Annotated in this window: 22 protein-coding genes; 10 read left to right on the top strand and 12 right to left on the bottom strand. The window is 72.2% G+C overall.

From position 1 onward, the window contains the following. Nucleotides 1–8 precede the first annotated feature (8 nt). A complete protein-coding gene (locus tag C2865_RS38200; protein ID WP_198653888.1) occupies nucleotides 9–617 on the top strand; it encodes a PadR family transcriptional regulator in 609 nt (202 codons plus the stop codon). Between the two features lie 9 nt (nucleotides 618–626). On the opposite strand, the gene C2865_RS38195 is transcribed toward C2865_RS38200, so the two are convergent. Beyond that, nucleotides 627–1115 carry a flavin reductase family protein gene (locus C2865_RS38195; RefSeq protein ID WP_106403670.1) on the bottom strand — a complete coding sequence of 163 codons (489 nt, stop codon included), beginning with the start codon at nucleotides 1113–1115 and terminating at the stop codon, nucleotides 627–629. A 95-nt stretch (nucleotides 1116–1210) separates the two neighbouring features. Here C2865_RS38195 and C2865_RS38190 point away from each other — a divergent pair, with 95 nt between their 5' ends. Then, a complete protein-coding gene (locus C2865_RS38190; RefSeq protein WP_198653887.1) occupies nucleotides 1211–2665 on the top strand; it encodes a FadD3 family acyl-CoA ligase in 1455 nt (484 codons plus the stop codon). Here C2865_RS38190 and C2865_RS38185 read toward each other — a convergent pair. Then, the gene (locus C2865_RS38185; protein ID WP_106403668.1) at nucleotides 2657–3244 is read right to left on the bottom strand and encodes a PadR family transcriptional regulator; all 588 of its coding nucleotides are present in this window, start codon (nucleotides 3242–3244) and stop codon (nucleotides 2657–2659) included. The two genes, C2865_RS38190 and C2865_RS38185, sit on opposite strands and share 9 nt — an antisense overlap. Nucleotides 3245–3300: 56 nt before the next feature. Here C2865_RS38185 and C2865_RS38180 point away from each other — a divergent pair, with 56 nt between their 5' ends. Then, nucleotides 3301–4068, top strand: a complete 768-nt coding sequence (locus C2865_RS38180) for a glucose 1-dehydrogenase (protein WP_106403667.1) — start codon at nucleotides 3301–3303, stop codon at nucleotides 4066–4068. Continuing rightward, nucleotides 4068–4988 (top strand): alpha/beta hydrolase, encoded by a 921-nt coding sequence (locus tag C2865_RS38175; protein WP_106403666.1) that lies wholly within the window; start codon nucleotides 4068–4070, stop codon nucleotides 4986–4988. The genes C2865_RS38180 and C2865_RS38175 overlap by 1 nt, the downstream gene beginning before the upstream one ends. Before the next feature lie 21 nt (nucleotides 4989–5009). Here C2865_RS38175 and C2865_RS38170 read toward each other — a convergent pair whose 3' ends face one another. Further along, a complete protein-coding gene (locus C2865_RS38170) occupies nucleotides 5010–6530 on the bottom strand; it encodes a long-chain-fatty-acid--CoA ligase (RefSeq protein ID WP_198653886.1) in 1521 nt (506 codons plus the stop codon). Nucleotides 6531–6582: 52 nt separating this feature from the next. Then, complete coding sequence (locus tag C2865_RS38165; RefSeq protein ID WP_106403665.1) at nucleotides 6583–7017, bottom strand: nitroreductase/quinone reductase family protein; 435 nt, start codon at nucleotides 7015–7017, stop codon at nucleotides 6583–6585. A 114-nt stretch (nucleotides 7018–7131) separates the two neighbouring features. Here C2865_RS38165 and C2865_RS38160 point away from each other — a divergent pair, with 114 nt between their 5' ends. Further along, complete coding sequence (locus C2865_RS38160; protein WP_106403664.1) at nucleotides 7132–7812, top strand: TetR/AcrR family transcriptional regulator; 681 nt, start codon at nucleotides 7132–7134, stop codon at nucleotides 7810–7812. A 10-nt stretch (nucleotides 7813–7822) separates the two neighbouring features. On the opposite strand, the gene C2865_RS38155 is transcribed toward C2865_RS38160, so the two are convergent. Further along, nucleotides 7823–8617 carry an ABC transporter ATP-binding protein gene (locus tag C2865_RS38155; protein WP_106403663.1) on the bottom strand — a complete coding sequence of 265 codons (795 nt, stop codon included), beginning with the start codon at nucleotides 8615–8617 and terminating at the stop codon, nucleotides 7823–7825. A 95-nt stretch (nucleotides 8618–8712) separates the two neighbouring features. On the opposite strand from C2865_RS38155, the gene C2865_RS38150 reads away from it, so the two are divergent. Then, nucleotides 8713–9396, top strand: coding sequence for a (2Fe-2S)-binding protein (locus C2865_RS38150; protein WP_106403662.1), 684 nt, complete (start codon nucleotides 8713–8715; stop codon nucleotides 9394–9396). Nucleotides 9397–9511: 115 nt separating this feature from the next. Beyond that, complete coding sequence (locus tag C2865_RS38145; RefSeq protein ID WP_106403661.1) at nucleotides 9512–11068, top strand: coiled-coil domain-containing protein; 1557 nt, start codon at nucleotides 9512–9514, stop codon at nucleotides 11066–11068. On the opposite strand, the gene C2865_RS38140 is transcribed toward C2865_RS38145, so the two are convergent. From C2865_RS38140 to C2865_RS38110, 7 genes are all read right to left on the bottom strand, one after another. After that, complete coding sequence (locus C2865_RS38140; RefSeq protein ID WP_106403660.1) at nucleotides 11056–11514, bottom strand: peroxiredoxin; 459 nt, start codon at nucleotides 11512–11514, stop codon at nucleotides 11056–11058. The two genes, C2865_RS38145 and C2865_RS38140, sit on opposite strands and share 13 nt — an antisense overlap. A 53-nt stretch (nucleotides 11515–11567) precedes the next feature. Then, nucleotides 11568–13049: a MutS-related protein gene (locus C2865_RS38135; RefSeq protein WP_106403659.1), complete on the bottom strand. Its 1482-nt coding sequence runs from the start codon at nucleotides 13047–13049 to the stop codon at nucleotides 11568–11570. Further along, nucleotides 13046–14581 carry a MutS-related protein gene (locus tag C2865_RS38130; RefSeq protein WP_106403658.1) on the bottom strand — a complete coding sequence of 512 codons (1536 nt, stop codon included), beginning with the start codon at nucleotides 14579–14581 and terminating at the stop codon, nucleotides 13046–13048. Before C2865_RS38130 ends, C2865_RS38135 begins: the two co-directional genes overlap by 4 nt. A gap of 54 nt (nucleotides 14582–14635) precedes the next feature. After that, complete coding sequence (locus C2865_RS38125; protein ID WP_106403657.1) at nucleotides 14636–15256, bottom strand: TetR/AcrR family transcriptional regulator; 621 nt, start codon at nucleotides 15254–15256, stop codon at nucleotides 14636–14638. A 71-nt stretch (nucleotides 15257–15327) separates the two neighbouring features. Next, nucleotides 15328–16098 carry an SDR family NAD(P)-dependent oxidoreductase gene (locus C2865_RS38120; protein WP_106403656.1) on the bottom strand — a complete coding sequence of 257 codons (771 nt, stop codon included), beginning with the start codon at nucleotides 16096–16098 and terminating at the stop codon, nucleotides 15328–15330. A gap of 78 nt (nucleotides 16099–16176) precedes the next feature. Continuing rightward, nucleotides 16177–16908: an SIR2 family NAD-dependent protein deacylase gene (locus C2865_RS38115; protein ID WP_106403655.1), complete on the bottom strand. Its 732-nt coding sequence runs from the start codon at nucleotides 16906–16908 to the stop codon at nucleotides 16177–16179. A gap of 40 nt (nucleotides 16909–16948) precedes the next feature. After that, nucleotides 16949–17551 carry a TetR/AcrR family transcriptional regulator gene (locus C2865_RS38110; RefSeq protein WP_106403654.1) on the bottom strand — a complete coding sequence of 201 codons (603 nt, stop codon included), beginning with the start codon at nucleotides 17549–17551 and terminating at the stop codon, nucleotides 16949–16951. A 616-nt stretch (nucleotides 17552–18167) separates the two neighbouring features. On the opposite strand from C2865_RS38110, the gene C2865_RS38105 reads away from it, so the two are divergent. From C2865_RS38105 to C2865_RS38095, 3 genes are read left to right on the top strand one after another with little or no spacing between them, the layout of a single operon-like run. Then, the gene (locus C2865_RS38105; RefSeq protein WP_106403653.1) at nucleotides 18168–18992 is read left to right on the top strand and encodes an MlaE family ABC transporter permease; all 825 of its coding nucleotides are present in this window, start codon (nucleotides 18168–18170) and stop codon (nucleotides 18990–18992) included. After that, nucleotides 18992–19855, top strand: coding sequence for an ABC transporter permease (locus C2865_RS38100; protein WP_106403652.1), 864 nt, complete (start codon nucleotides 18992–18994; stop codon nucleotides 19853–19855). Before C2865_RS38105 ends, C2865_RS38100 begins: the two co-directional genes overlap by 1 nt. Then, nucleotides 19852–20865: an MlaD family protein gene (locus tag C2865_RS38095; protein WP_106403651.1), complete on the top strand. Its 1014-nt coding sequence runs from the start codon at nucleotides 19852–19854 to the stop codon at nucleotides 20863–20865. The genes C2865_RS38100 and C2865_RS38095 overlap by 4 nt, the downstream gene beginning before the upstream one ends.

Below are 20865 nucleotides of genomic sequence, written 5' to 3'. Positions count from 1 at the left end.
TGCCGGGTGTGACACAGGAGCCGCCGAACCTGCCCCCGACGAGCTGGGCCGTGCTCGGCCTGCTGTCCTTCGGGCAGGAGCTGTCGGGATACGACCTGAAGAAGTGGGCCGACTGGAGCCTGAAGTTCTTCTACTGGAGCCCCTCCTACAGCCAGATCTACGGCGAGTTGAAGCGGCTGGAGAAGGCCGGGTACGCCCTCTCACGGGTGGAGCTGACCGAGAGCACCCGGGGCAAGCGCGTCTACACGATCACCGACGCGGGCCGGGAGGCGGTGCGGCACTGGGCGAGGGACGCCCCCGTCGAGCCCCCCGTCCTCAAGCACGGCGTGATGCTCCGCGTCTGGCTCGGCCACCTGCTGGAGCCCGAGCGGCTGCGCGAGATCATCGCGCAGCACCGCGACTACGCCGAGAAGATGAGCCGGCTCGCCCTGGCCGACGCCGAGGGGGCCTCCGAGATCGCCGCCTGGGCGTATCCCGAGATGGTGCTGCGCTGGTCGCAGCGGTACTACGAGGCCGAACGCGATCTGGCGCAGCAGATGCTGGAGGACCTCGAGGAGCTCGCCGCCCGGCCGCGGCCGAAGCCGGAGCCGGGCGCCTACGCCCGCTTCCGGAAGTAGGCACCGCCCTCAGGCGGTGACCAGGCTCCCGAAGGAGCTGCGGAAGAACAGGAGCGGCGCGGCGTCCCGCTCGGCGGCCAGCGCGGTGACCGCGCCGATGACGATGCTGTGGTCGCCGCCGGGCAGCTCCGCGGACAGGTCCGCCTCGATCCACGCCAGCGCGCCCGGCAGGAGGGGCGCGCCGTTGGCGCCCTCCCGCCAGGCGACGCCCTCGAACTTGCGCGGTCCGGCGAGCGCCATGCAGAGGTCCTCCTGGTCGGCGGCCAGGACGTTGACCGCGAACCCGCCCGCCCGCCGGATCTTCGGCCAGCTCGTCGAGCCGTTCCCGGGGCAGAACGTCACCAGCGGCGGCTCCAGCGACAACGAGGAGAACGACTGGCAGACCATGCCGACCGGTTCTCCGTCCAGGACCGCGGTCACCGCGACGACTCCGCTGGCGAAGGTTCCGAGCACGCGCCGCATCTCGGCGGGGTGCACCTGGGGGGTCGTGGCCGTCATGGGTTTCCTCCGAGTCTCCGATATTTCACTTAGGAATATTCCGATTAGAAGCATCGGTGTGGTTCCATGTCAAGGCAACCGAAAGAGGAGGGACCTTGGACACGATCCCGACGCTCGTCGAGCACGCCGCCGCCACCCACGGTGATCGCGAGGCCCTGGTGGACGGCGAGGTCCGCTGGACCTTCGCCCACCTGGCCGAGCAGGTGCGCGAGGCCGCCCGCGCCGCCGTCGCGCTCGGCATCCGGCCCCGGGACCGCGTCGGGATCTGGGCGCCCAACAGCCGGCACTGGATCGTCCAGGCACTCGGGCTGAGCAGCGCGGGAGCGGTGCTGGTACCGCTGAACACGCGCTACAGGGGGGCCGAGGCCGCCGACATCCTGCGCCGCAGCGGGGCGGTCGCGCTCTACACCGTGGACGGCTTCCTCGGCGTCGACTACCCCGCGATGCTGGAGGGCGAGGACCTCCCCGACCTCGCCCGGACGGTGCTGATCGACCGCGTGCCGCCCGGTCCGGAGACGGACCTGCCGGAGGTCTCCGCGCAGGACGTCTCCGACATCGTCTTCACCTCCGGCACCACCGGCAGACCCAAGGGCGTCCTCACCACGCACGGGCAGAACCTCCGGGTCTTCGCCGAATGGTCGAAGGTCGTGACGCTCCGCCCCGGCGACCGCTACCTGCTGATCAACCCGTTCTTCCACACCTTCGGGTACAAGGCCGGGATCCTCGCCTGCCTGCTCAACGGCGTCACGATGGTCCCGGAGCCGGTCTTCGACGTGCGCCGCACGGCCGAGCGCCTGGCCGACGAGCGCATCAGCGTGCTCATGGGGCCGCCGACCGTCTTCTTCTCCCTGCTGGAGGCGCGGGACCGGCCCGCCCACCGGGTGCGCCTGGCCGGGACGGGCGCGGCCAACGTCCCGGTCGACCTCATCCGGCGGATCCGCGAGGAACTGGGCGTCCCCTCGGTCTTCACCGCCTACGGGCTCAGCGAGTCCTGCGGCGTCGTCTCGATCTGCCCCGTCGACGCCGACGCCGCCACCGTGGCCACCACGACCGGGCCCGCCCTGCCCGGCACCGAGGTCCGCATCGACGAGCGGACCGGCGAGATCCTGGTGCGCGGCCACAACGTCATGCGGGGCTACCTCGACGACCCGCGGGCCACCGCCGAGGCGATCGACGCCGACGGCTGGCTGCACACCGGCGACGTCGGCACCCTGGACGAGCGCGGCTACCTGACGGTCACCGACCGGCTCAAGGACATGTTCGTCGTCGGCGGGTTCAACGCCTATCCCGCCGAGATCGAGAACGTCCTGGTCACCCATCCGGCGGTCGCCGACGCCTCGGTCATCGGCGTGCCCGACGAGCGGCTCGGCGAGGTCGGCGCCGCCTTCCTCGTCCTACGCTCCCCCGCAGGTCCGGACGAGCTCACCGCCTGGCTGCGCGAACGCCTGGCCAACTTCAAGGTGCCGCGCCACTACCACTTCGTCGACTCCCTGCCGCGCAACCCCGGCGGCAAGGTCCTCAAGCACCGGCTCCGGGAGGCGTCATGCTGACTCCTCCCGCTCCCCGCCGTCCGCCGCCTCCGCCAGGTCGGCGAGCATCCGGTCGGCGAGATCGCGCTGCACCGCGTAGTAGCGGGTCGCCCAGCGGATGGTCAGCTCGGGGTACGCCCACTCGGGGAACCGGGCGGCGACCTCCCGCGAGTACTCGGCCTCCGCCAGCTCCCTCTCCGTGTCCGCCCGGTACTCCATGAGCTGCTCGCGCAGCCGCTCGGGCGTCGAGAGGTGGCCGAGCCAGGCGCGCAGCATCGGGCCGTGCTTGAGCACCGGCGGTTCGACGGGGGCGCGCCCGGCCCACTCGGCCAGCGCGGCCTCACCGGACGCGGTGATCGCGTACACCCGCTTGCTGCGGCCGTCGTCGGAGACCGCCGACCGGGAGACCGCGTAGCCGACCTTCTCCAGCCGCTTCAGCTCGGAGTAGATCTGGCTCATCGCCGGGCTCCAGTAGAAGTGCCGGAGCACGTGGTCGGCCCACTGCCTGACCTCGTATCCGGTCAGCTCCTCGCCGAAGGCGAGGATCCCCAGCACCGCCCAGGCGGTCGGGGGCAGCTTCGTCGGATCCGGGCGCTCCATGGAATCAGCTTAGACCGCACCATCACCACCATTGATCGATCAGCAAGGAGACCAGGATGTCCGGATTGCAGGACAAGGTAGTCATCGTCACCGGCGGGGCGCGCGGGATCGGCGCGTCCACCGCCGCCGCGCTGGCCGCGGGCGGCGCGCGGGTCGTGCTCGCCGACCTGCTCGAGGAGGAGGGCCGCAGGACCGCCGCCGAGGTCGGCGGGGTCTTCGTCCGGCACGACGTGACCAGCGAGGCCGGCTGGGCCGAGGTCGTCGACCTGGCCGTCACCTCCTACGGCAGGCTCGACGGCCTGGTCAACAACGCGGGGATCGCCTCGAACCTCCTCATCGAGAAGGAGACCCTTGCGTACTTCGAGAAGGTGCTCCAGGTGAACCTGACCGGGGTGTTCCTCGGCATGAAGGCGGTCCTGGAGCCGATGCGCGCCGCGGGCGGCGGCTCGATCGTCAACATCTCCTCGGCCGCCGGGCTGACCGCCCTTCCGGGGACCTCCGGGTACGGGGCGGCCAAGTGGGGCGTCCGCGGGCTCACCAAGATCGCGGCGGTGGAGTTCGGGCCGTCCGCCATCCGCGTCAACTCCGTCCACCCCGGGATGACGTACACGCCGATGACCGCGCGGCACGGCGCCGTGCCCGGTGCGGGCATGTTCCCCCTGTCGGCGCTCGGCCGCGTCGGCGGCCCCGAGGAGATCGGCGCCGCCGTCGCCTTCCTGATCTCCGACGCCGCCTCCTACGTGACCGGTGCCGAGCTGGCGGTCGACGGCGGCTGGACCGCCGGCGAGGTCGTCATGCTCGACCAGGTCGCGGGTCAGAGCTGATGGACGCGCGCACCCGGCGGATCCGCGACGCGATGAGCGCGGGCTTCCCCGCCGTCGGCGACACCGTCTTCGACGCCGCCGAGGCCCGCGCCGTCCTGGCCGCCGCCCCCGCCCCCGACCTCCCGCGGCCCCCCGTCGGCCGGGTGGAGGACCACGACGCGGACGGCGTCCCCGTCCGCGTCTACCGGCCGCTCGGCACAGGCTCCGGCGGGGCCGCTCCCCCGGTCGTGGTGTTCTTCCACGGCGGCGGGTTCGTGCTCTGCGGGCTCGACAGCCATGACGGGCTCGTACGCGAGCTGTGCGCGGGAAGCGGAGCGATCGTGGTGTCGGTGGACTACCGGCTGGCGCCCGAGCACCGGTATCCCGTGGCCGAGGACGACGCCTACACCGCGCTGGTCTGGGTCCGCGACCACGCCGCCTCGTTCGGCGGGGACCCGGAGCGGATCGCGGTGGCCGGGGACAGCGCCGGGGGGAACCTCGCCGCCCGCGCGGCGCTGCGGGCGCGGGACGCGGGCGGCCCCGCCGTCCGGCACCAGCTGCTGGTCTATCCGGTCACCGACGCGGCGATGGACACCGCGTCCTACGCCGAGCACGCCGAGGACGGGTTCCTGACGGCCAAGGCGATGGCCTGGTACTGGGAGCAGTACCTCGGCGGGGAGCCAGGACGCTCCGCCTCTCCGCTGCGCGCCGCGGACCTGGCGCGGCTGCCCTCCGCCTGCGTGATCACCGCGGAGTACGACCCGCTCCGCGACGAGGGCGAGGCGTACGCCGCCGAGCTGGAGGCGGCCGGCGTCCCGGTCGAGGCGCACCGCTTCGACGGGGCGTTCCACGGCTTCATCACCCTCACGCACGTCCTCCCTGCCGCGCGCGAGGCCGTCGCGCTCGCCTGCTCCGTCCTGAGGAGGGAGCTCTTGCGGTGAGAGGGCACCTGCCGCACGCGGTCAGCCGATGGCGCGGCCTTCGGCCTCCCAGTAGGGGGCGCGCAGGTCGCGCTTCAGCACCTTGCCGCCGGGGTTGCGGGGCAGCTCGTCCCGGAACACCACCGAACGGGGGCGCTTGAACCCGGCGAGGTGGCGCCTGCCGTACTCCAGGACGTCGGCCTCGTCCGGCTCGCCGCGGGGCACCACGACGGCAAGGACGCTCTCGCCCCAGCGCGGGTCGGGCACGCCGATGACCGCCACGTCGGCGATGCCGGGGTGCCGGGCCAGCACCTCCTCGACCTCGACCGGGTACACGTTCTCCCCGCCGGTGACGATCATGTCCTTGATGCGGTCGGTGAGGAAGAGGTGGCCCTCGGGGCCGAGGTGGCCGGCGTCGCCGGTGCGCAGCCAGCCGTCCGGGGTGAGCAGCCGCGCGGTCTCCTCCGGGCGGTTCCAGTAGCCGCGCGTGTTCTGGTCCGAGCGCACCCACACCTCGCCGGTCTCGCCCCGCGGCAGCTCCCGTCCGGTGTCCGGGTCGGCGACCTTCAGCTCCACCCAGGGGAAGGGGCGGCCCGCCGAGCGCAGCAGCTCCTCCCGCTCGTGGTCGGCGGGGTCGAGCTGCACCATCGTGCCGGTCGTCTCGGTCATGCCGTACACCTGGTAGAGCGGGGCGCCGATGACCTCCTTCACCCGCCGCAGCAGGCCGGTGGTGATGGGGGCGGCCCCGTAGCCGATGGCGCGGACCGCCGAGTAGTCGTGCCGCCCCGGCAGGTCGCACAGCGCCTGGAGGACCGCGGGGACGACGAAGCCGTTGGTGATGCGGTGGCGTTCGAACAGCTCCGCCAGCTCGGCGGCGCGCACGTCCCGCACCAGGACGTGGTGGCATCCGGCGTGCAGGCCGGTGAGCGCCCAGCCCGTCCCGCCGACGTGGAAGACCGGCGAGGCCACCAGGTTCACCGAGTGCTCGTCCAGCAGCCAGTGGGAGCCGCGCCGCTCCCCCACGGAGAAGTTCCGGTTGCTCAGCGGCACGCCCTTGGGGACGCCGGTCGTGCCGGACGTGTAGAGCTGGGCCACGATGTCGTCGGGCGCGCCCGTGAAACCGGGGTCGGCGGCCTCGTGCGCGGCCAGCCATGCCTCGAACTCCGGGCCGGTGCGCAGCAGCCGTCCGGGGGCGGGGAAGGGGCCCGCCTCGCGGTCCGCCACGGTGACGGCCGCGCCCGCGTCCTCGAGGATCGCCTCGACCTCCCGGCCGGTCAGCCGCCAGTTCACCGGGACGGCGACCGCGCCGAGCTTGGCCGCGCCGAAGAGGAGGTCGAAGTACTCGGGGGCGTTCTTGCCGACGTAGGCGACCCTGTCTCCGGCCCGGACGCCCTCGGCGAGCAGCGCCTGCGCGACCCGGCTGGAGCGGGCGTCCAGCTCGCCGTAGGAGACCGTCCGTCCGTCGCCCGTCAGCGCGGGCGCCTCCGGACGCTCCCGGCCGTGCCGCCGCACCACCGAGACCACCCTGAACTCCGCCGCGCCTGCCATGCCCTCAGTGACCACGACGGGCATCATGCCGCAGCGGCCGCCGTCCGGGCTCCCGCCGTCCCATCCATCAGGAGATCCGGAAGACGGGGTACCCCGGCGCGACGCGCAGCAGCTCCTCGTCCGAGGAGTTGTGGTCGAGCCCGTCGAAGAACACGCCCACCTCGAACTTCCAGCGCTTGAGGTAGGCGCGCAGGATGTCCGGCTTCGCGGCGTCCGGCAGCTCGACGGCGTTGAACGGCTTGGCCTTCCGGCCCAGGCGCAGTTCCCCGCGGCCGCCGGCGGCGCGCAGGTTGCGCACCCAGTGGGCGTGCCCGCGCGGGGCGACGAGGTAGCGCTCGCCCTCCACGGTGAGGGGGTTGACGGGGTTGGTGCGCCACTCGCCGCTCTTGCGGCCGCGGACGGCCACCAGGTGGGCGCCCCAGAGGCTCACGCCCCTGGCGGTCAGCCAGCCGACGAAACCGTTGAAGAGGGCGGCGGTCCGGCCTGCCTCGACGTAACGCATGCGATGTTCTCCTTTGTGAGCAGTGCTCTCGCTTGAGAACATTGAACACCATGTGCCGGACAGAAGCAAGAGCACTGCTCTCGTTCTGGCTTGGCGCTCTGGCAGACTGGTGGGATGAACGCGATCCGCACCGCCCGCGAGAGGGCCCGCGCCGAACTGACGCACGAGATCAAGCGGGAGGCCGGAAGGCAGCTCAGCGAGGTGGGCGCCGCCCAGCTGTCGCTGCGGTCGGTGGCCCGCGCACTGGGCATGGCGTCCTCGGCCATCTACCGCTACTTCCCCAGCCGGGACGAGCTGCTGACCGCGCTCATCCTGGACGCCTACAACGCGCTGGGAGACGCCGCGACGGGCGCGGACCGGCCGGAGGCCGCGCCGCGGGAGCGCTGGATGCTGGTGTGCTCGGCGGTGCGGGAATGGGCCGTGGCCCACCCGCACGAGTACGCGCTGCTCTACGGCACGCCCGTCCCCGGATACCGGGCGCCGGCCGAGACCCTCGAGGCCGGGACCAGGGTCGTCCTGCGGTGCGCCGAGATCCTCCTTGCCGGGCGGCCGCTGGCCCCGGCCTGCCCCGCTCCGCTGGAGGGCGGGCTCGACGCGCAGATGCGGGCGGTCGCGGACGCCGCGAACCTGGACCTCGCCCCCGAGGAGGTCACCCGGCTGCTCATGGTGTGGTCGCAGCTGTTCGGCCTGATCACCTTCGAGGTGTTCGGCCAGTTCGCGGGCAGCGCCGATCCCGCGGGCCCGTTCTTCCGGCACGCCGTCGCACGGATGGCCGACTTCGCCGGGCTGCGCTGAGGAGCGCCGCTCAGCGCAGGCGGCTGAGCGGGATCACCAGCGGGGTGCCCGCGGACGGGTCGGTGATGATCTGGGCGTCGAGGGAGAAGACCTCGCGGACCAGCTCGGCGGTGAGCACCTCGCCGGGGGCTCCCTGCGCCGCCACCTTCCCGTCGCGCATGGCCACGAGGTGGTCGCAGTAGCGGGCGGCGAGGTTCAGGTCGTGCAGGACCATGACGACGGTGTGGCCGTCGCCGTTGAGCTCGCGCACCAGGTCGAGCACGTCGATCTGGTGGGCGAGGTCCAGGTAGGTGGTGGGCTCGTCGAGCAGCAGGAGGTCGGTGCCCTGCGCCAGCACCATCGCGATCCACGCCCGCTGGCGCTGGCCGCCGGACAGCTCCTCCACCGGGCGGTCGCGCAGCTCCAGCAGGGCGGTGCGGGTGAGGGCGGCGGTGACCGCCGCCTCGTCCTGCTCCGACCAGGGGCGGTACCAGCTCTGGTGGGGGTGGCGGCCCCGCGCCGCCAGCTCGCCGACGGTCAGCCCGCCCGGCGCCACCGGGGACTGCGGGAGCACGCCCAGGGCCCGGGCCACCTCCTTCGTCGGCAGCTTCTCGATCCGCCGCCCGTCCAGCAGCACCGCGCCCTCGCTGGGGCGCAGCAACCGGCCGAGCGCGCGCAGCGTGGTGGACTTGCCGCACCCGTTCGGGCCGATGACCGCGGTGACCTTCCCGTCCGGCACGGACAGGTCGAGACCGTCGACGACGACCCTGCCGTCATAGGCCAGCCGCAGCCCCTCGGCGCTCAACCGGGTGGCGGTCTTCATCATGTGCGGCCTTCCTGGGGGTCGGGTGTGGCTTGACAAGAGCCTGGGCAATAAATTAGGGAAGGCTTACCTAATTTGCAAGCCCGAGGGGGAACCGCATGACCGCCGTCGATCTCCGCCCGCACTCCCCCGCCGACGCGGACTCCAGCCTACTGCCGCTGCTGGCCCTGATCGAGGAGTCGGGGGGCCTGGAGGGCACCGCGCCCGGACTGCGGCTCGCCGAGGGCATGACCGTCGCCGAACTGGCGGAGGCCCCCTACACCTTGCTCGGCGAGATGGTCGAGGAGCACGCCGCCCGCTGGAACGCCCCGCGCCATGTGGCGGCCACCCTGTGGTGGAAGGGCTTCGCGTACTGGTCGACCGTCCCCGTCGCCCTCGGCTGGGCGCTGAACGGACGGGTCCCGGCGCTGACCGCGGACAACACCCTCGTGCAGCGGCTGCCGGACGAGCCGCACATGCGCCTGGGCATGCGCGAACCCGCCACCACCACCGACGTGCGCGCCGTCCTGCTGGACCTGCACACCCCGCTCATCGACGCGCTCGCCAAGCTCGCTCGGGCCGGGCGGCGCAACCTGTGGGGATCGGTCGCCGAGTCCCTCACCCGCCCGCTGTCGGCCTACGCCCCGCTGCTGCCGGGCACGCCCGACGCCGCCGGGCTCCTGGAGCAGGCGGGAGCGCCGGTCTCCGGGCTGATGGAGCTGGATCCGGCGCGCCGCCGCACCTGCTGCCTGTGGGTCACCCTGCCCGGCGCCGAGGCGTGCGCGACCTGCTGCCTCAACTGAACGGGCACGCTTCGGCCCGTTCACGAGGTAGATCTTTTAGCTTGTCCGAAAGACAGTACCCCGGGGGGCTTCCAGGGCTTATCGTCAGGGAAACGTAAAAACCCTGAGGAGTGCCATGACGGTGGTGTTGGTCGTCGCATGCCTGGCGGTCGCCGGGGCCGAGCTCTACCTGGCCTTCGGCCGGACGAGACGCGACGCGGCCGCACTCTCCGATCTGCGCGCCTCCGGGGCCGACCTCGCCGAGCGGCTCGAGGCCGCGCTCTCCGAACTGCACGAGCTGCGCGCCGATCTCGCCGAGCGGCCCGAGGCCGCTGATCTGGCCCGGCTCACCAAGCGCACCGCCGAGCTGGGCCAGGGGCAGGACGAGCTGACCGCCACACTGCGCCGCTACGACGAGCTCGCCGGCTACGTCAGCCGGGTGGAGGAGCGGTCCGGCAGGCTGGAGGGCTCCATCACCGAGCTGCGCCGCTCCCGCGACACCCAGCTCACCCACCTGGAGGCGGCGGTCAGCGCGCTGCGCCGGGAGCGGGAGGAGCAGAGCGGCCGGACCGAGGCGCTCGTCGCCGAACTGCGCGCCGAGCACCGCGAGCAGGCGCTCCGCCACGAGGCGGTGCTGAACGCGCTGGAGGAGCGCAGCGGGCGGCACGAGGACGTCCTGGCCGAGATCCGGCACGACCACCACGAGCAGAACGAGCGCTTCGAACGCGCCCTCGCCGAGCTGCAGCGCTCCCGCGAGGAGCACGAGGCGCTCTTCACCGCCGCCTCCTCCGACCTGCGGCGCGAGCGGGAGGAGCAGGACAGCCGGTTCTCCGAGGCGCTGGCGGAGCTGCGGCAGGGCCGCGAGGAGCACTCCGCGCGGCTGGCCGACGCGTTGGAGGAGCTGCGCCGGGTCAGGGAGGAGCAGACCCAGCGGGTGGACTCGGCGCTGGCCGAGCTGCGCGCCTCCGGGGAGGCCCGCCCCGCGGAGCGGCGCGAGGCGCTGTCCGGGCGGATCGACCAGCTGGGCGACCCCACGGCGCCGGAGCTGATCCGCGCCGAGCTGGTGGCGCTGCGCGCGCAGACCGACCTGGCGCTGGACCGGCTGGACGAGCTGGACGCCGAGCGCGACCGCGACCTGGAGCGCTACCGCGACCTGGCACAGGCGCTCGACGCGGTCGAGGACCAGCTCGCCGGGCAGCGCGCCGCCGACCCCGAGCCCACGACCGTGCGGGGCGGGCTGGTCGGCGCGACCCCGGCCTCGCACGAGGTGCTGAGCAAGGCCTACGAGAACTTCACGGACGCGCTCGACCTGCGGGTGCGCATGCAGGTGCCGGCCGGCTCCTCGCCCTGGCACATCCAGTACTACCTGGCGGGCAAGAACACCGCACGGCTGCGCCGCGACTTCCTCGCCCTGCTCGGCGAGCTGCGGGCGCCCGGGACCGACCCGCGCCGCGACGCCCTGCACGCCCTGGCGGTGGAGCTTCAGGCGTGCGAGCAGGCCTTCGCCCAGATCGGCCCGCTGGTCATGGTGCGGGTGCCCGGCGCCCTGCTGTGCGGGGTCCTCACCATGGCCGAGACCCGCCGCTTCGACACCGAGCGCTTCCTCAGCGACCCGACCGCCGCCGCGACGGGCCTGCGGCTGCTGCCCGAGCCGCGCTTCCGCGACCTCAGCAGCTGGCCTCAGACGGCCTGACGGCGGCGCAGCGCCTCCAGGGCCCGGTCCGCGTGCACGTTCATGCGGATCTCGCTCTTGACGACCTCGAGCACCCGCCGGTCGGTGTCGATCACGTACGTGACGCGCTTGGTGGGGGCGAAGGCGAGCCCGCGCGTGACGCCCAACCGCCTGCGCACGGCGCCGTCGGGGTCGGCCAGCAGCGGGTACCCCAGGGAGTACTTGCCGCTGAACTCGGCCTGCCGCTCCACGGTGTCGCCGCTGATCCCGACGGGCTGAGCGCCCAGCTCGCGGAACTCGCCGACGATGTCGCGGAAGTGGCACGCCTCGGCGGTGCAGCCGGGCGTGAACGCCGCGGGGTAGAAGAACAGCACCACGGGCCCGTCGGCCAGCAGTTCACTCAGCTTGCGCACCGCGCCGGTCTCGTCCGGCAGTGCGAAGTCCTCGACGATGTCTCCAGGTTTCATGGCCCCAACCTAGCCGTTGGACTGCCCGTCCAGTAACGGGCCGGAGGCGCGGATCAGTCCCGCGACCCGAAGACCCGGGCGTACAGCTCCGAGGCGTGGGCGGTGGGCGAGGGGACGCCCGGACGGAGGCGGAAACCGCCCTCCCGCCCGGCAGTGAGGAACAGGCGGCCGTCCGGCGGTTCCGCCCTCGCCCGGCGGGCGAACTCGTGCAGGTGCGTCACGAGGACCACGCGGACGCCGAGTCCGGTCAGCGCTCCGACGATCTCGTCCGCGATGTCCGAACCCTCCCGTTCGTTGGTGGACATGAAGGACTCGTTGCACAACACCAGCGAGCCGGGGCGCAGGCGGTCGACGATGCCGCTCATCCGGGCGAGCTCCTCGTCGAGCTTGCCGCTGGTCATCGAGCGGTCCTCCTCCCGCTTGAAGTGGGTGAAGACGCCTTCGGCGGCCGCCGCCGAGAAGCTCCGCGCCGGGACGAACATGCCGCACTGCGCCATCAGGTGCGCCGCTCCGACACTGCGCAGGAAGGTGGACTTGCCGCCGCGGTTCGCGCCGGTGACCACGATCAGGCCGATGCCGTCGGCGCCGACGTCGTTGCCCGTGACCGGACCGTCCAGGCGCAGCGCCAGGCACGGGTCGTACAGCTCGTGCGCGGTGAAGACGCCCGTGCCGGGCGGGCGGACCTCGGGCAGGCAGAACGGAAGGCCGCGCCGGGAGAGGGTCTCGGCGAGGTTGAGGCAGCCGACGTAGAAACCCAGCTCGGTCCGGAGGGCGCGGAAGAAGTCGCGGATGTGGTCGGCGGATTCCGAGACGGCACCGGCGACGCCGCCCAGGAGACGGCTCCGGAAGGCGTTCAGAGCCCGCCACCCCTCCTCGTACTTGCCGGGGAGGGTGTAGGTGAGGCCCGACTTCTTCAGGCGCCGGTGGAGCGCCGACGGGCGTCCTTTCCCCGGTGGTTCGTGCAGCCGGAAGACGATGCCTTTGTTGCCCTCCCCCAGGCGCGCTCCGGCGATGATGCCGTGCTCGAAGTCGAACCGCCGCAGGAACGTCTCCACCGAGCGGAGGTACTCCTCGTCCAGCTCGGTGCGGATGACGGTGAGCAGGCGGGTGAAGGCGGCCGATCGGAAGCCGTGCGTGTGCGGGGCGACCAGCCGCCCCAGCTCGCGCAGGTGACCGCAGAACAATTCCAGCACGCGCACCGAGCGGTTCAGAAGGCCCTCGGAGCTTCCGGCGGGGCCACGGATGATCTTCTCTTCGGCGGTGGCCGCCGCGTCGGCCACCGCGTGGAGCGCCCGGACGGCCGCGGCGTTGCGCAGGCAGTCGTCCAGCGCCTCCTGCCGGTAGGCGATGGCGGCGGGGTCCCTCAGCGGGGTCAGGGTCGCGGCCCGCGCCAGGGCGAACAGCCTGCCGTCTCCGCGCGCCATGCCCGCCCACAACGTCTCGAGGTGCAGGTCGGCCACCAGGTCGGCGGCGAGGGCGGGCTCGGGCGTCCGGAGGTCGAAGTCGCCGTCGGCGAACATCAGGCGGGGCCTCACCGGCCGATCCGCTCGGTGATGCGGGCCCGGGTCAGGCCGTGCCGTTCGGCGATCGCGAGCGCGTGGGCACGGCCGTCCGGAGGCCGGCGCACCACCTTGTAGGTGCGGGTCGTACCGTCCTCGGCGACCGCGCCGACCATGCTCACCGCCTTGGGGTCCAGGCCGGACAGCTCGTCGAGGAAGCTCACCCACAGGCAGGGCGCGTCGAGCCGGGAGAGCCCGGCGAGGACCGTCGCGCTGAGCTCCCGGGCGTCGTCCCAGGTCGTCGAGGTGAAGATCTCGTTCAGGATGATGACGCTGTCCGGGGTCGCCAGCGCGAGGATGTCGCGCATCCGCAGCAGCTCGTCCTCCAGCTTGCTCGCGAGCGCTTCGGGATGCTCCGCGCGCTCGTAGTGGGTGAGGATCCGGTCGGGCAGGAAGACGCGTGCCCGGCTGCCGGGGACGGGGCAGCCGAGGGCCGCCAGGTGGTGCAGCTGGCCGAAGGTCCGGGAGAGGGTCGTCTTGCCGCCCTGGTTGGGTCCGGAGACCACCAGGACGCGTTCGTCGCCGTCGAGGCTCAGGTCGTTGCCCACCACCCGTTCGCCCCGTTCCGCCAGTACGGCGGCGAGCGCCAGGTCGAAGGCGTCGTGAGCGAGGAGTGTCTTGTCGGTGGCGGAGACGGCCGGATGGCAGAACGGCAGGCCCGCCTCCCGCAGCGGCGCGAGGTAGGCCAGGTAGCCGAGATAGAAGCGCAGTTCGCGCTCTAGACCGATGAGGCCGGCCGGTATGAAGCCGCGATGGGCCTCGGAGAACGCCGCAAGGTCGCGGAACACGTCGGGGAACAGCTCGACCACGAGGTCCAGAACGCCCGCCTCGACCTGGTCCAGCCCCATGTCCCCGGGGCGTTCCGGAGGCCGTCCCCCGGGATCCGGGCGGAACCTCGCGAACATCGCCAGCACCTGCTCGGCGTAGTCGAACCGCTCCGCCGGATCATGGTGCGCCACGGTGATCCTGTCGCCCCGCAGGAGGATGTCGTAGCGGACTTCTCCCAGCCGGTCGTGCAGTGCGCGTGCCTGTTCGCGGAGGCGAAGGAACGACGCCTCCCGTACGTGCTCTGTCATGTCGTCGCGCAGTGCCCGCAGGCCGGGGGCGGTGAGCTCGATCCCCTCCAGGGCTCCGGCGAACGCCGTCACCGCGTCGGCGTGCTCCAGAACGAGATCGAGATGCCAGCGGTGCGCCTGCGGGGGGTGCTTCATCCTCCCGATCAGCTCCAGCCTGCGCCGGGTCCGTGCCATCGCCGCCGCGAACCGCTCCGCGACCTCCCGTACGCCCGGCTCCTCCAGATCCCGGAAGACCTGCTGCCGGAAGGCGACGAGTCGGGTGTCCCTGGTGGGAAGGCGGAACAGGGCCGCCACGCCCGGCTCCTTTCCCGCTTCGGCCACTCCCGCGGCGATCCGGTCGAGGTTCAGGTCGCGGAAGTACTCCGGCTCCGCCACCTCTCCCGGCACGGGAAAGGACTCGCCCGCACCGAAAAGGATGCTCCGTATGGCCATGCTTCCCCTCTCGTCCGGATCACCGGGCTGCTCGGGCGGGGTCGGGGGCCTTGATCAGAACAGGCCGCCGTAGAGGAGGTCGAGGTACTGGTCGGCGACGGTCTCGAGGCTCAGCTGGCCGCCTGGGCGGTACCAGTGGACGGCGGACCAGACGGCGTCGCGGATGAAGAGGTAGGCGACCTTCACGTCCAGGTCGGGGCGTACCACGCCTGCTTCCTGGCCCGCGGTCAGGACGCGGAGCCAGATCTGCTCGCTGCGGGCTCCGTAGTCGCCCACGTAGGCGAACGCCTCCTGGCGTTTCAGGTTCGCGGACTCGTTCTGGTAGACCGCGACGGCGTGCGGCGAATCGTGGATGCAGGAGAAGGAGATGCGGATGAGTTCGCTGAGCGTCTCCTGCGGGTCGGCGTTCTTCCGCTCGGCCGCCGAGAAGCGCTCGTGGAGGTCGACGAGGAAGCCCCGCAGGAACTCGTCGAGCATGGCCTCCTTGGAGCTGAAGTGGTGGTAGATGCTCCCCGCCAGGATTCCCGTCGCGTCCGCGATGTCACGCATCGTCGTCTCGGCGTATCCCTTGGTCGCGAAGAGCCCGGCGGCGACTTCCAGGAGCTGGTCGCGCCTGCCGCGCCTGGCGCCGGGCTCACGTCCCGTAGTCGCCTCACCCGACCTCGCCACCCCCATAAGGGCCTTCCCTTCCTTCGAAATCGCGCCGGGCTGAAGCGTACAGGTCACGAACGCACGTCATGTCCCGATCAGTGGTGGGCGCCTCCGTCGACGCGGATCTCGGTGCCGGTGATGAAGGCGCCGTCATCCGAGGCGACCATCGCCACCACGCCCGCGATGTGCTCGGGAGAGCCCGCGCCCTTGCCGAGGGCGGCGCCGAACTTGCCGAACAGGTTCCAGTCGACGTCCTCGGGGACGAGGCTGAAGACGTTGTCGGTGATGCCGCTGCTGATGCCGCCGGGCATGATGTTCACCGCCCGCAGGCCCTGCTTGGCGTACTCCTGGGCGATGGAGTGGGTGAACGACAGGATGCCGCCCTTGCTGGCGGAGTAGGCCGCCATGTACGGGTGGCCGAACTGCGCGGAGGTGGAGCTGAAGTTCACCACCACTCCCCTGCCGGACTCCAGCAGCGCGGGCAGCGCCGCCCTGGTCATCAGGAACGTCCCGGTCAGGTTGATGCGGATGACCTGCTCCCACAACGCCAGCTCGCACTCGTGGGTGTGCGCGCCGCGCAGCATCCCTGCGGCGTTGACCAGGACCTCCAGCCCGCCCAGTCCGGCGACGGCCGCGGCCACGCCCGCGTTCACCGACTCCTCGCCGGAGATGTCGATCGCCTCGGTGACCAGGCGCTTGCCCGCCCCGGCCTCCTCGGCCAGCCGGGCGGTCTCCGCCAGGCCCTCCTCGGCGACGTCCGCGGCGACGACCCGTCCGCCCTCGGCGAGCAGCCGCAGCACCACGGCCCGCCCGATGCCCGAGGCCGCACCCGTCACCAGTGCCCGCCGGTCGGCATACCGTTCCATGTCTTCCCCTCGTCCGCCTCGATTCAACTGCAGGGGAAGCATAAAACCAAGCGTTTGTTCGTGTTTTCTCGCCCCTCCTCAAGCCGACAGGGCGGCGCAGATCCGCGGAACGGCGGTGCCGATGGGCTCGCGGACCAGCTCGGTGGCGAGCGCGTCGTACGGCGTGGGGTCGCGGTTGACGATGACGAGGCGGGCGCCGTACTCGACGGCGAGCGCGCACAGCCCGGCGGCCGGCTCCACCTGCAGGGACGACCCGACCGCCAGGAACAGCTCGGACGCCGCCGCGATCCGGCGCGCCTGCGACAGGACGTCGGAGTCCAGGTACTCCCCGAACATGACCACGGACGGCTTGAGCAGCCCGCCGCACGCGCAGACCGGCTCGTCGGGCAGCCGGGCGATCGCCTCGTCCGAGGGGATGCGCTCCCCGCAGTCCAGGCAGGTCGCGGTCGCGAGCGACCCGTGCAGCTCCACCACCTTGCGCGGGCTCGAACCCGCCTTCTGGTGCAGCCCGTCCACGTTCTGCGTGATGACCCGCAGCGCCCTGCCGCCCGCCTCGAGTTCCGCGAGCGCCCGGTGCGCGGCGTTCGGTTCCACGTTCCCCCGCCGCCCCGCGAACACCTGCCAGAACCGGAGCCTCACCTCGGCGTCCGCCAGGAAGTTGTCATAGGTGAACAGGTCCGCCAGGGCGGGATCCCTGGTCCAGATGCCCTGCGGCCCCCGGTAGTCCGGCACGCCCGAGTCGGTGGAGATCCCCGCCCCGGTGAAGACCGTCACCCGCCGCACGCCCTCGGCCCACCACAGCTCGTCCATGCCGTCACGGTAGGCGGTGGATCACCGCGCGCACCAGCGGTTATCCGGCCGACCGGAGGGACGGGGGGCCTTCCAGGGCGCGGATGTGGTGTTCGACCAGGGCCAGGGCCTCGGCGTGGCCGGTGGTCACGCCGAGCGCCTCCTCCAGCATGACCACGCGGGAGACGCTCGTCAGGAGGACGACCAGGGCCGCGGGCGAGGGCGCGTCGGCGGAGATCTCGTAGCGGTCCAGGATCTCCGTCAGCGCCTCGATCTGGGCGGCGCGGAACCGCTCCGAGTAGTCGGCGACCTCCGCGCGGATCGTCTCGCTCTGGCCGGCCAGCCCGGTGAACGCCATCGCCATCGCGATGCCCCGCGGGTCGACGCTGAACCGCCACAGGGCCCACAGCGGCTGGTCCGACTCCAGTGCCTTGGCCTGCTGCTCGAGGCCCTCTTCGGCACGCCGCCGGAACACGGCGAGGAACAGGTCCTCCATCGTGCGGAAGTAGTAGTGCACCAGCTGCGGCTTGAGACCGGCCCGCGCCGCCACCCGCCGCGAGCTCACCGCGGTGTGCCCCTCCTCCAGGAGGAGCCGCTCCGCCGCGTCGATGAGGACCGCGCGGTTCTTCGCGTCCGGCGCACCGATCCGGCGCGGCGATGCCATGTCATGACCTCCTGAGCTCTGCAGCCGCATCTTCCGGCGCTGCCCGACATCGTAGCGCCGCCCCTGTTGGATCTTGCCCTCGGGAGAGGAGGTGGCGCCGCCTGGTGAGACCCTCGACACCCATGGTTGAGAACATTATTCTCACCATTGAGATTTCGCTTTCGTCACGGGCGCCGTCACCGGACCCGCCGCTCTCGTCATGACGATCCGCAAGGAGGCGAACGCTTGGTGCTCCACGGCAGGGCCGCCGCGAGCCCGCTGCGGCACGCCCCCCTCCTGGCAGAAGCCCCTCCGCCGCGTCGGCGAGAACCGCACGGCCCTTCACATCCGGCGCACCGGTCCGGCACGGCGACGCCGTGCCGCGGCCTCCAGAGAACCCGCAGACCGCACCAGCCGGAGCCGTCCGGCACCACGACGCCGCCACCCCTGTGACCTTGACCACAACAATTCCTCCATGCTAAGCATGTGCCCAGCAATGCTGAGCATACGCCCAGCAACGCTGGGCGGCCGCCTGGCAGTGCTCAGCGGACGCTCCGCGTCGGAGAGCGGGCGGGTCCCCCGCGGACCCCCACCGCGATCGGGTACGGCAGCGGCTCAACGATCCGAGGAGGCGACCATGAGCGTTTTCTCCAGCCCGTCGTCCCCCTACCGCTCCCTCGCCGGCCGGCTGCCCCTGCGCCGCGCGCACCGCGGCGCCGTCTCCCTCGGCGAGCTGTTCGCCGTCGGCCTGGAGGGCCTGCGCCGCACCTGGGACGTGCGCGCCTGGTTCTGGGAGTTCATCGAGCAGTTCGCCTTCCTGGCGCGGGTGACCACCCTCCCGGTGATCCTGGTGGCGCTGCCGCTGGGCGCCACGGTGGCCCTGCAGGTCGGCGACCTGGCCGGGCAGCTCGGCGCCCAGTCGGCCACCGGCGGCGCGGTCATCGTCGGCCTGGTGCGCGAGGTCGCCCCGATGGCCGCGGCCCTCATCATCGCCGGGGCCGGCGGCTCGGCGATGACCGCCGACATGGGGGCGCGCAACATCCGCGACGAGCTGTCGGCCATGGAGGTGATGGGGGTCAACCCCGTCCACCGCCTGGTCACCCCGCGCATGTGGGCGGCGAGCATCGTGTCCATGATGCTCGCCTCGCTGGTGATCATGTCGGGGGCCGTCGGCGGGTTCGTCTTCAACGTCCTGCTCCAGGGCGTCACGCCCGGCGCCTACTTCGACGGCGCCCTCGGCATGCTGCGGGTGTCCGACCTGTTCGTCACCCTGCTCAAGGCGTGGCTGTTCGGCCTGATCGCCGCGCTGGTCGCCTGCCACAAGGGCATGAACTGCGCGCTGAGCCCGATCGGGGTGGGACGGGCGGTCAACCAGGCGACGGTCGTGGCCTTCATGCTCGTCTTCGCCTTCAACTACATCATCACGACCATCTACTACCTCGCCTACCCGCCGGAGGTCTGATGCTCATCGACGTCCCCCGCAGTACGGCGGTGCGGCTCCTGCGGGTCTCGTCCACGGCCGCGGACCGCACGGCCGCCCTCGCCGAATGGCCGCTGTTCTTCCTCAGGGTGGTCTTCCACTCGCTCCGGGACATCGTCTTTCGGCTCAAGTACGCCAAGACCGTCGCCCTCCAGGTCAGCGACATCGTCATCGGCGTCGGCGCGACCGTCGTCGGCGGCGGAATGATCTTCGTCATCTTCATCATGTCGCTGTTCCTGGGCACCGAGGTCGGCCTGCAGGCCTACACCGGCCTCCAGGTCATCGGCGCCGAGTCGTTCATGGGCCTGATCGGGGCGTTCATGAACGTCCGGGAGACCACCCCGATCATCGCCGCGATCGCCCTCGCCGCCCAGTGCGGCAGCGCGTTCACCGCCGAGCTCGGCGCGATGCGCATCTCCGAGGAGATCGACGCCCTCGAGGTGATGGGCATCAACTCGTTCGTCTACCTCGTGTGCACCCGCGTCGTCGCCGCGCTCATCGCGCTGGTGCCGCTCTACCTCATCGCCCTGTTCGCCAGCTTCTTCGCCACCCGGTTCATCAGCACGTCGTTCTTCACCCTGGCTCCGGGCGTCTACGACTACTACTTCTACATGTACCTTCCTCCCCTCGACCTGTTCTACAGCGCGGTCAAGGTAGGGGTCTTCGCCTTCGCCGTCATCACGATCCACTGCTACTACGGCTACTACGCCAGCGGCGGCCCCGTCGGCGTCGGCCGCGCCGCGGGCCAGGCGATCCGCCTGTCGATCATCACGATCGTGACGCTGAACCTGCTGCTGTCGTACGTGTTCTGGGGCCAGGGCGGAACAGTGAGGCTCGCCGGATGAACCAGAACCTCTCCCGCGGCCGGCGCATCACGCTCGTCGGTGCCACCGCGCTGACCGTCGCCCTGGCCGTGTACCTCATGGTCGCCAAGCCGTTCGCCGCCGAGGGGACCCTGCTGACCGCCGACTTCGGCGGCGCCGGGCAGGGGCTCACCACCTCCTCCCCGGTCAAGGTGCGCGGGGTCACCGTCGGCCGGGTCGACCGGATCGAGCCGGCCCCCGACGGCGGCGCCCGGCTGACGCTGCGCATCGACGAAGGGATCCGGGTCCCGGACACCGCGCTGGCCTCCCTGGAGCCCGAGTCGGTGTTCGGCCCCAAGTTCATCGACCTCGTCCCCGGCGGCCACGAGACCTCCGGGCCGTTCCTGCGCGACGGCGACCGCGTCGCCCGCACCTCCGACAGCCTCGACCTCACCTCGATGCTCGGCGACGCCGACGCCGTCGTGTCCGCCGTCGATCCGCAGGACATGGTGACGATCATGGACGCGCTCGGCCAGGGGCTGCGCGGCACGGGCCCCGACATCGCCGGGGTGCTGCGGAGCACCGCGACCCTGGTGGACGTCGCGCACCGCCGGCGCGAGGAGGCCCGGGTGTTCCTCGCCGACCTCGCCCGGCTCGCCGAGATACGCGGCGTGGGCGAGGACCTGAACACCCTCGTCGCCTCCACCGACCCGCTGGCGGACGCCCTCCTGTCGGGGCAGGACCGCGGGCTGCGCCTCGCCCGGGGCATCACGGAGATGGCCTCCGCGGTCACCCGGGGCCTGGGCGCGCACGAGAACGACCTGAGGCAGCTGTTCCGGTCCATGGAGAGGTCCTCGGCCTTCCTCTCCTCGCTGCTCCACATCGCCGGGGACGGCGTGCGCACGACCATCGAGCTGATGCCCGTCTACAGGGCGCTGGGCTGGACCCCGGGTCCGGGAGACAGGCACCTGATCGGAGCCCAGGTCCTCCTGCCGACCGACCCGTGCGAGCTGATCCTCGGCATCTGCCCCGGCCCCGGGAAAGGCCGCTGA

Origin of the sequence: Actinocorallia populi (assembly GCF_002995495.1) — a bacterium.
Lineage (GTDB): Bacteria > Actinomycetota > Actinomycetes > Streptosporangiales > Streptosporangiaceae > Actinocorallia > Actinocorallia populi.
Note: the sequence above shows the minus strand (reverse complement) of the source record. Positions and strands in the feature narration are given on the sequence as shown.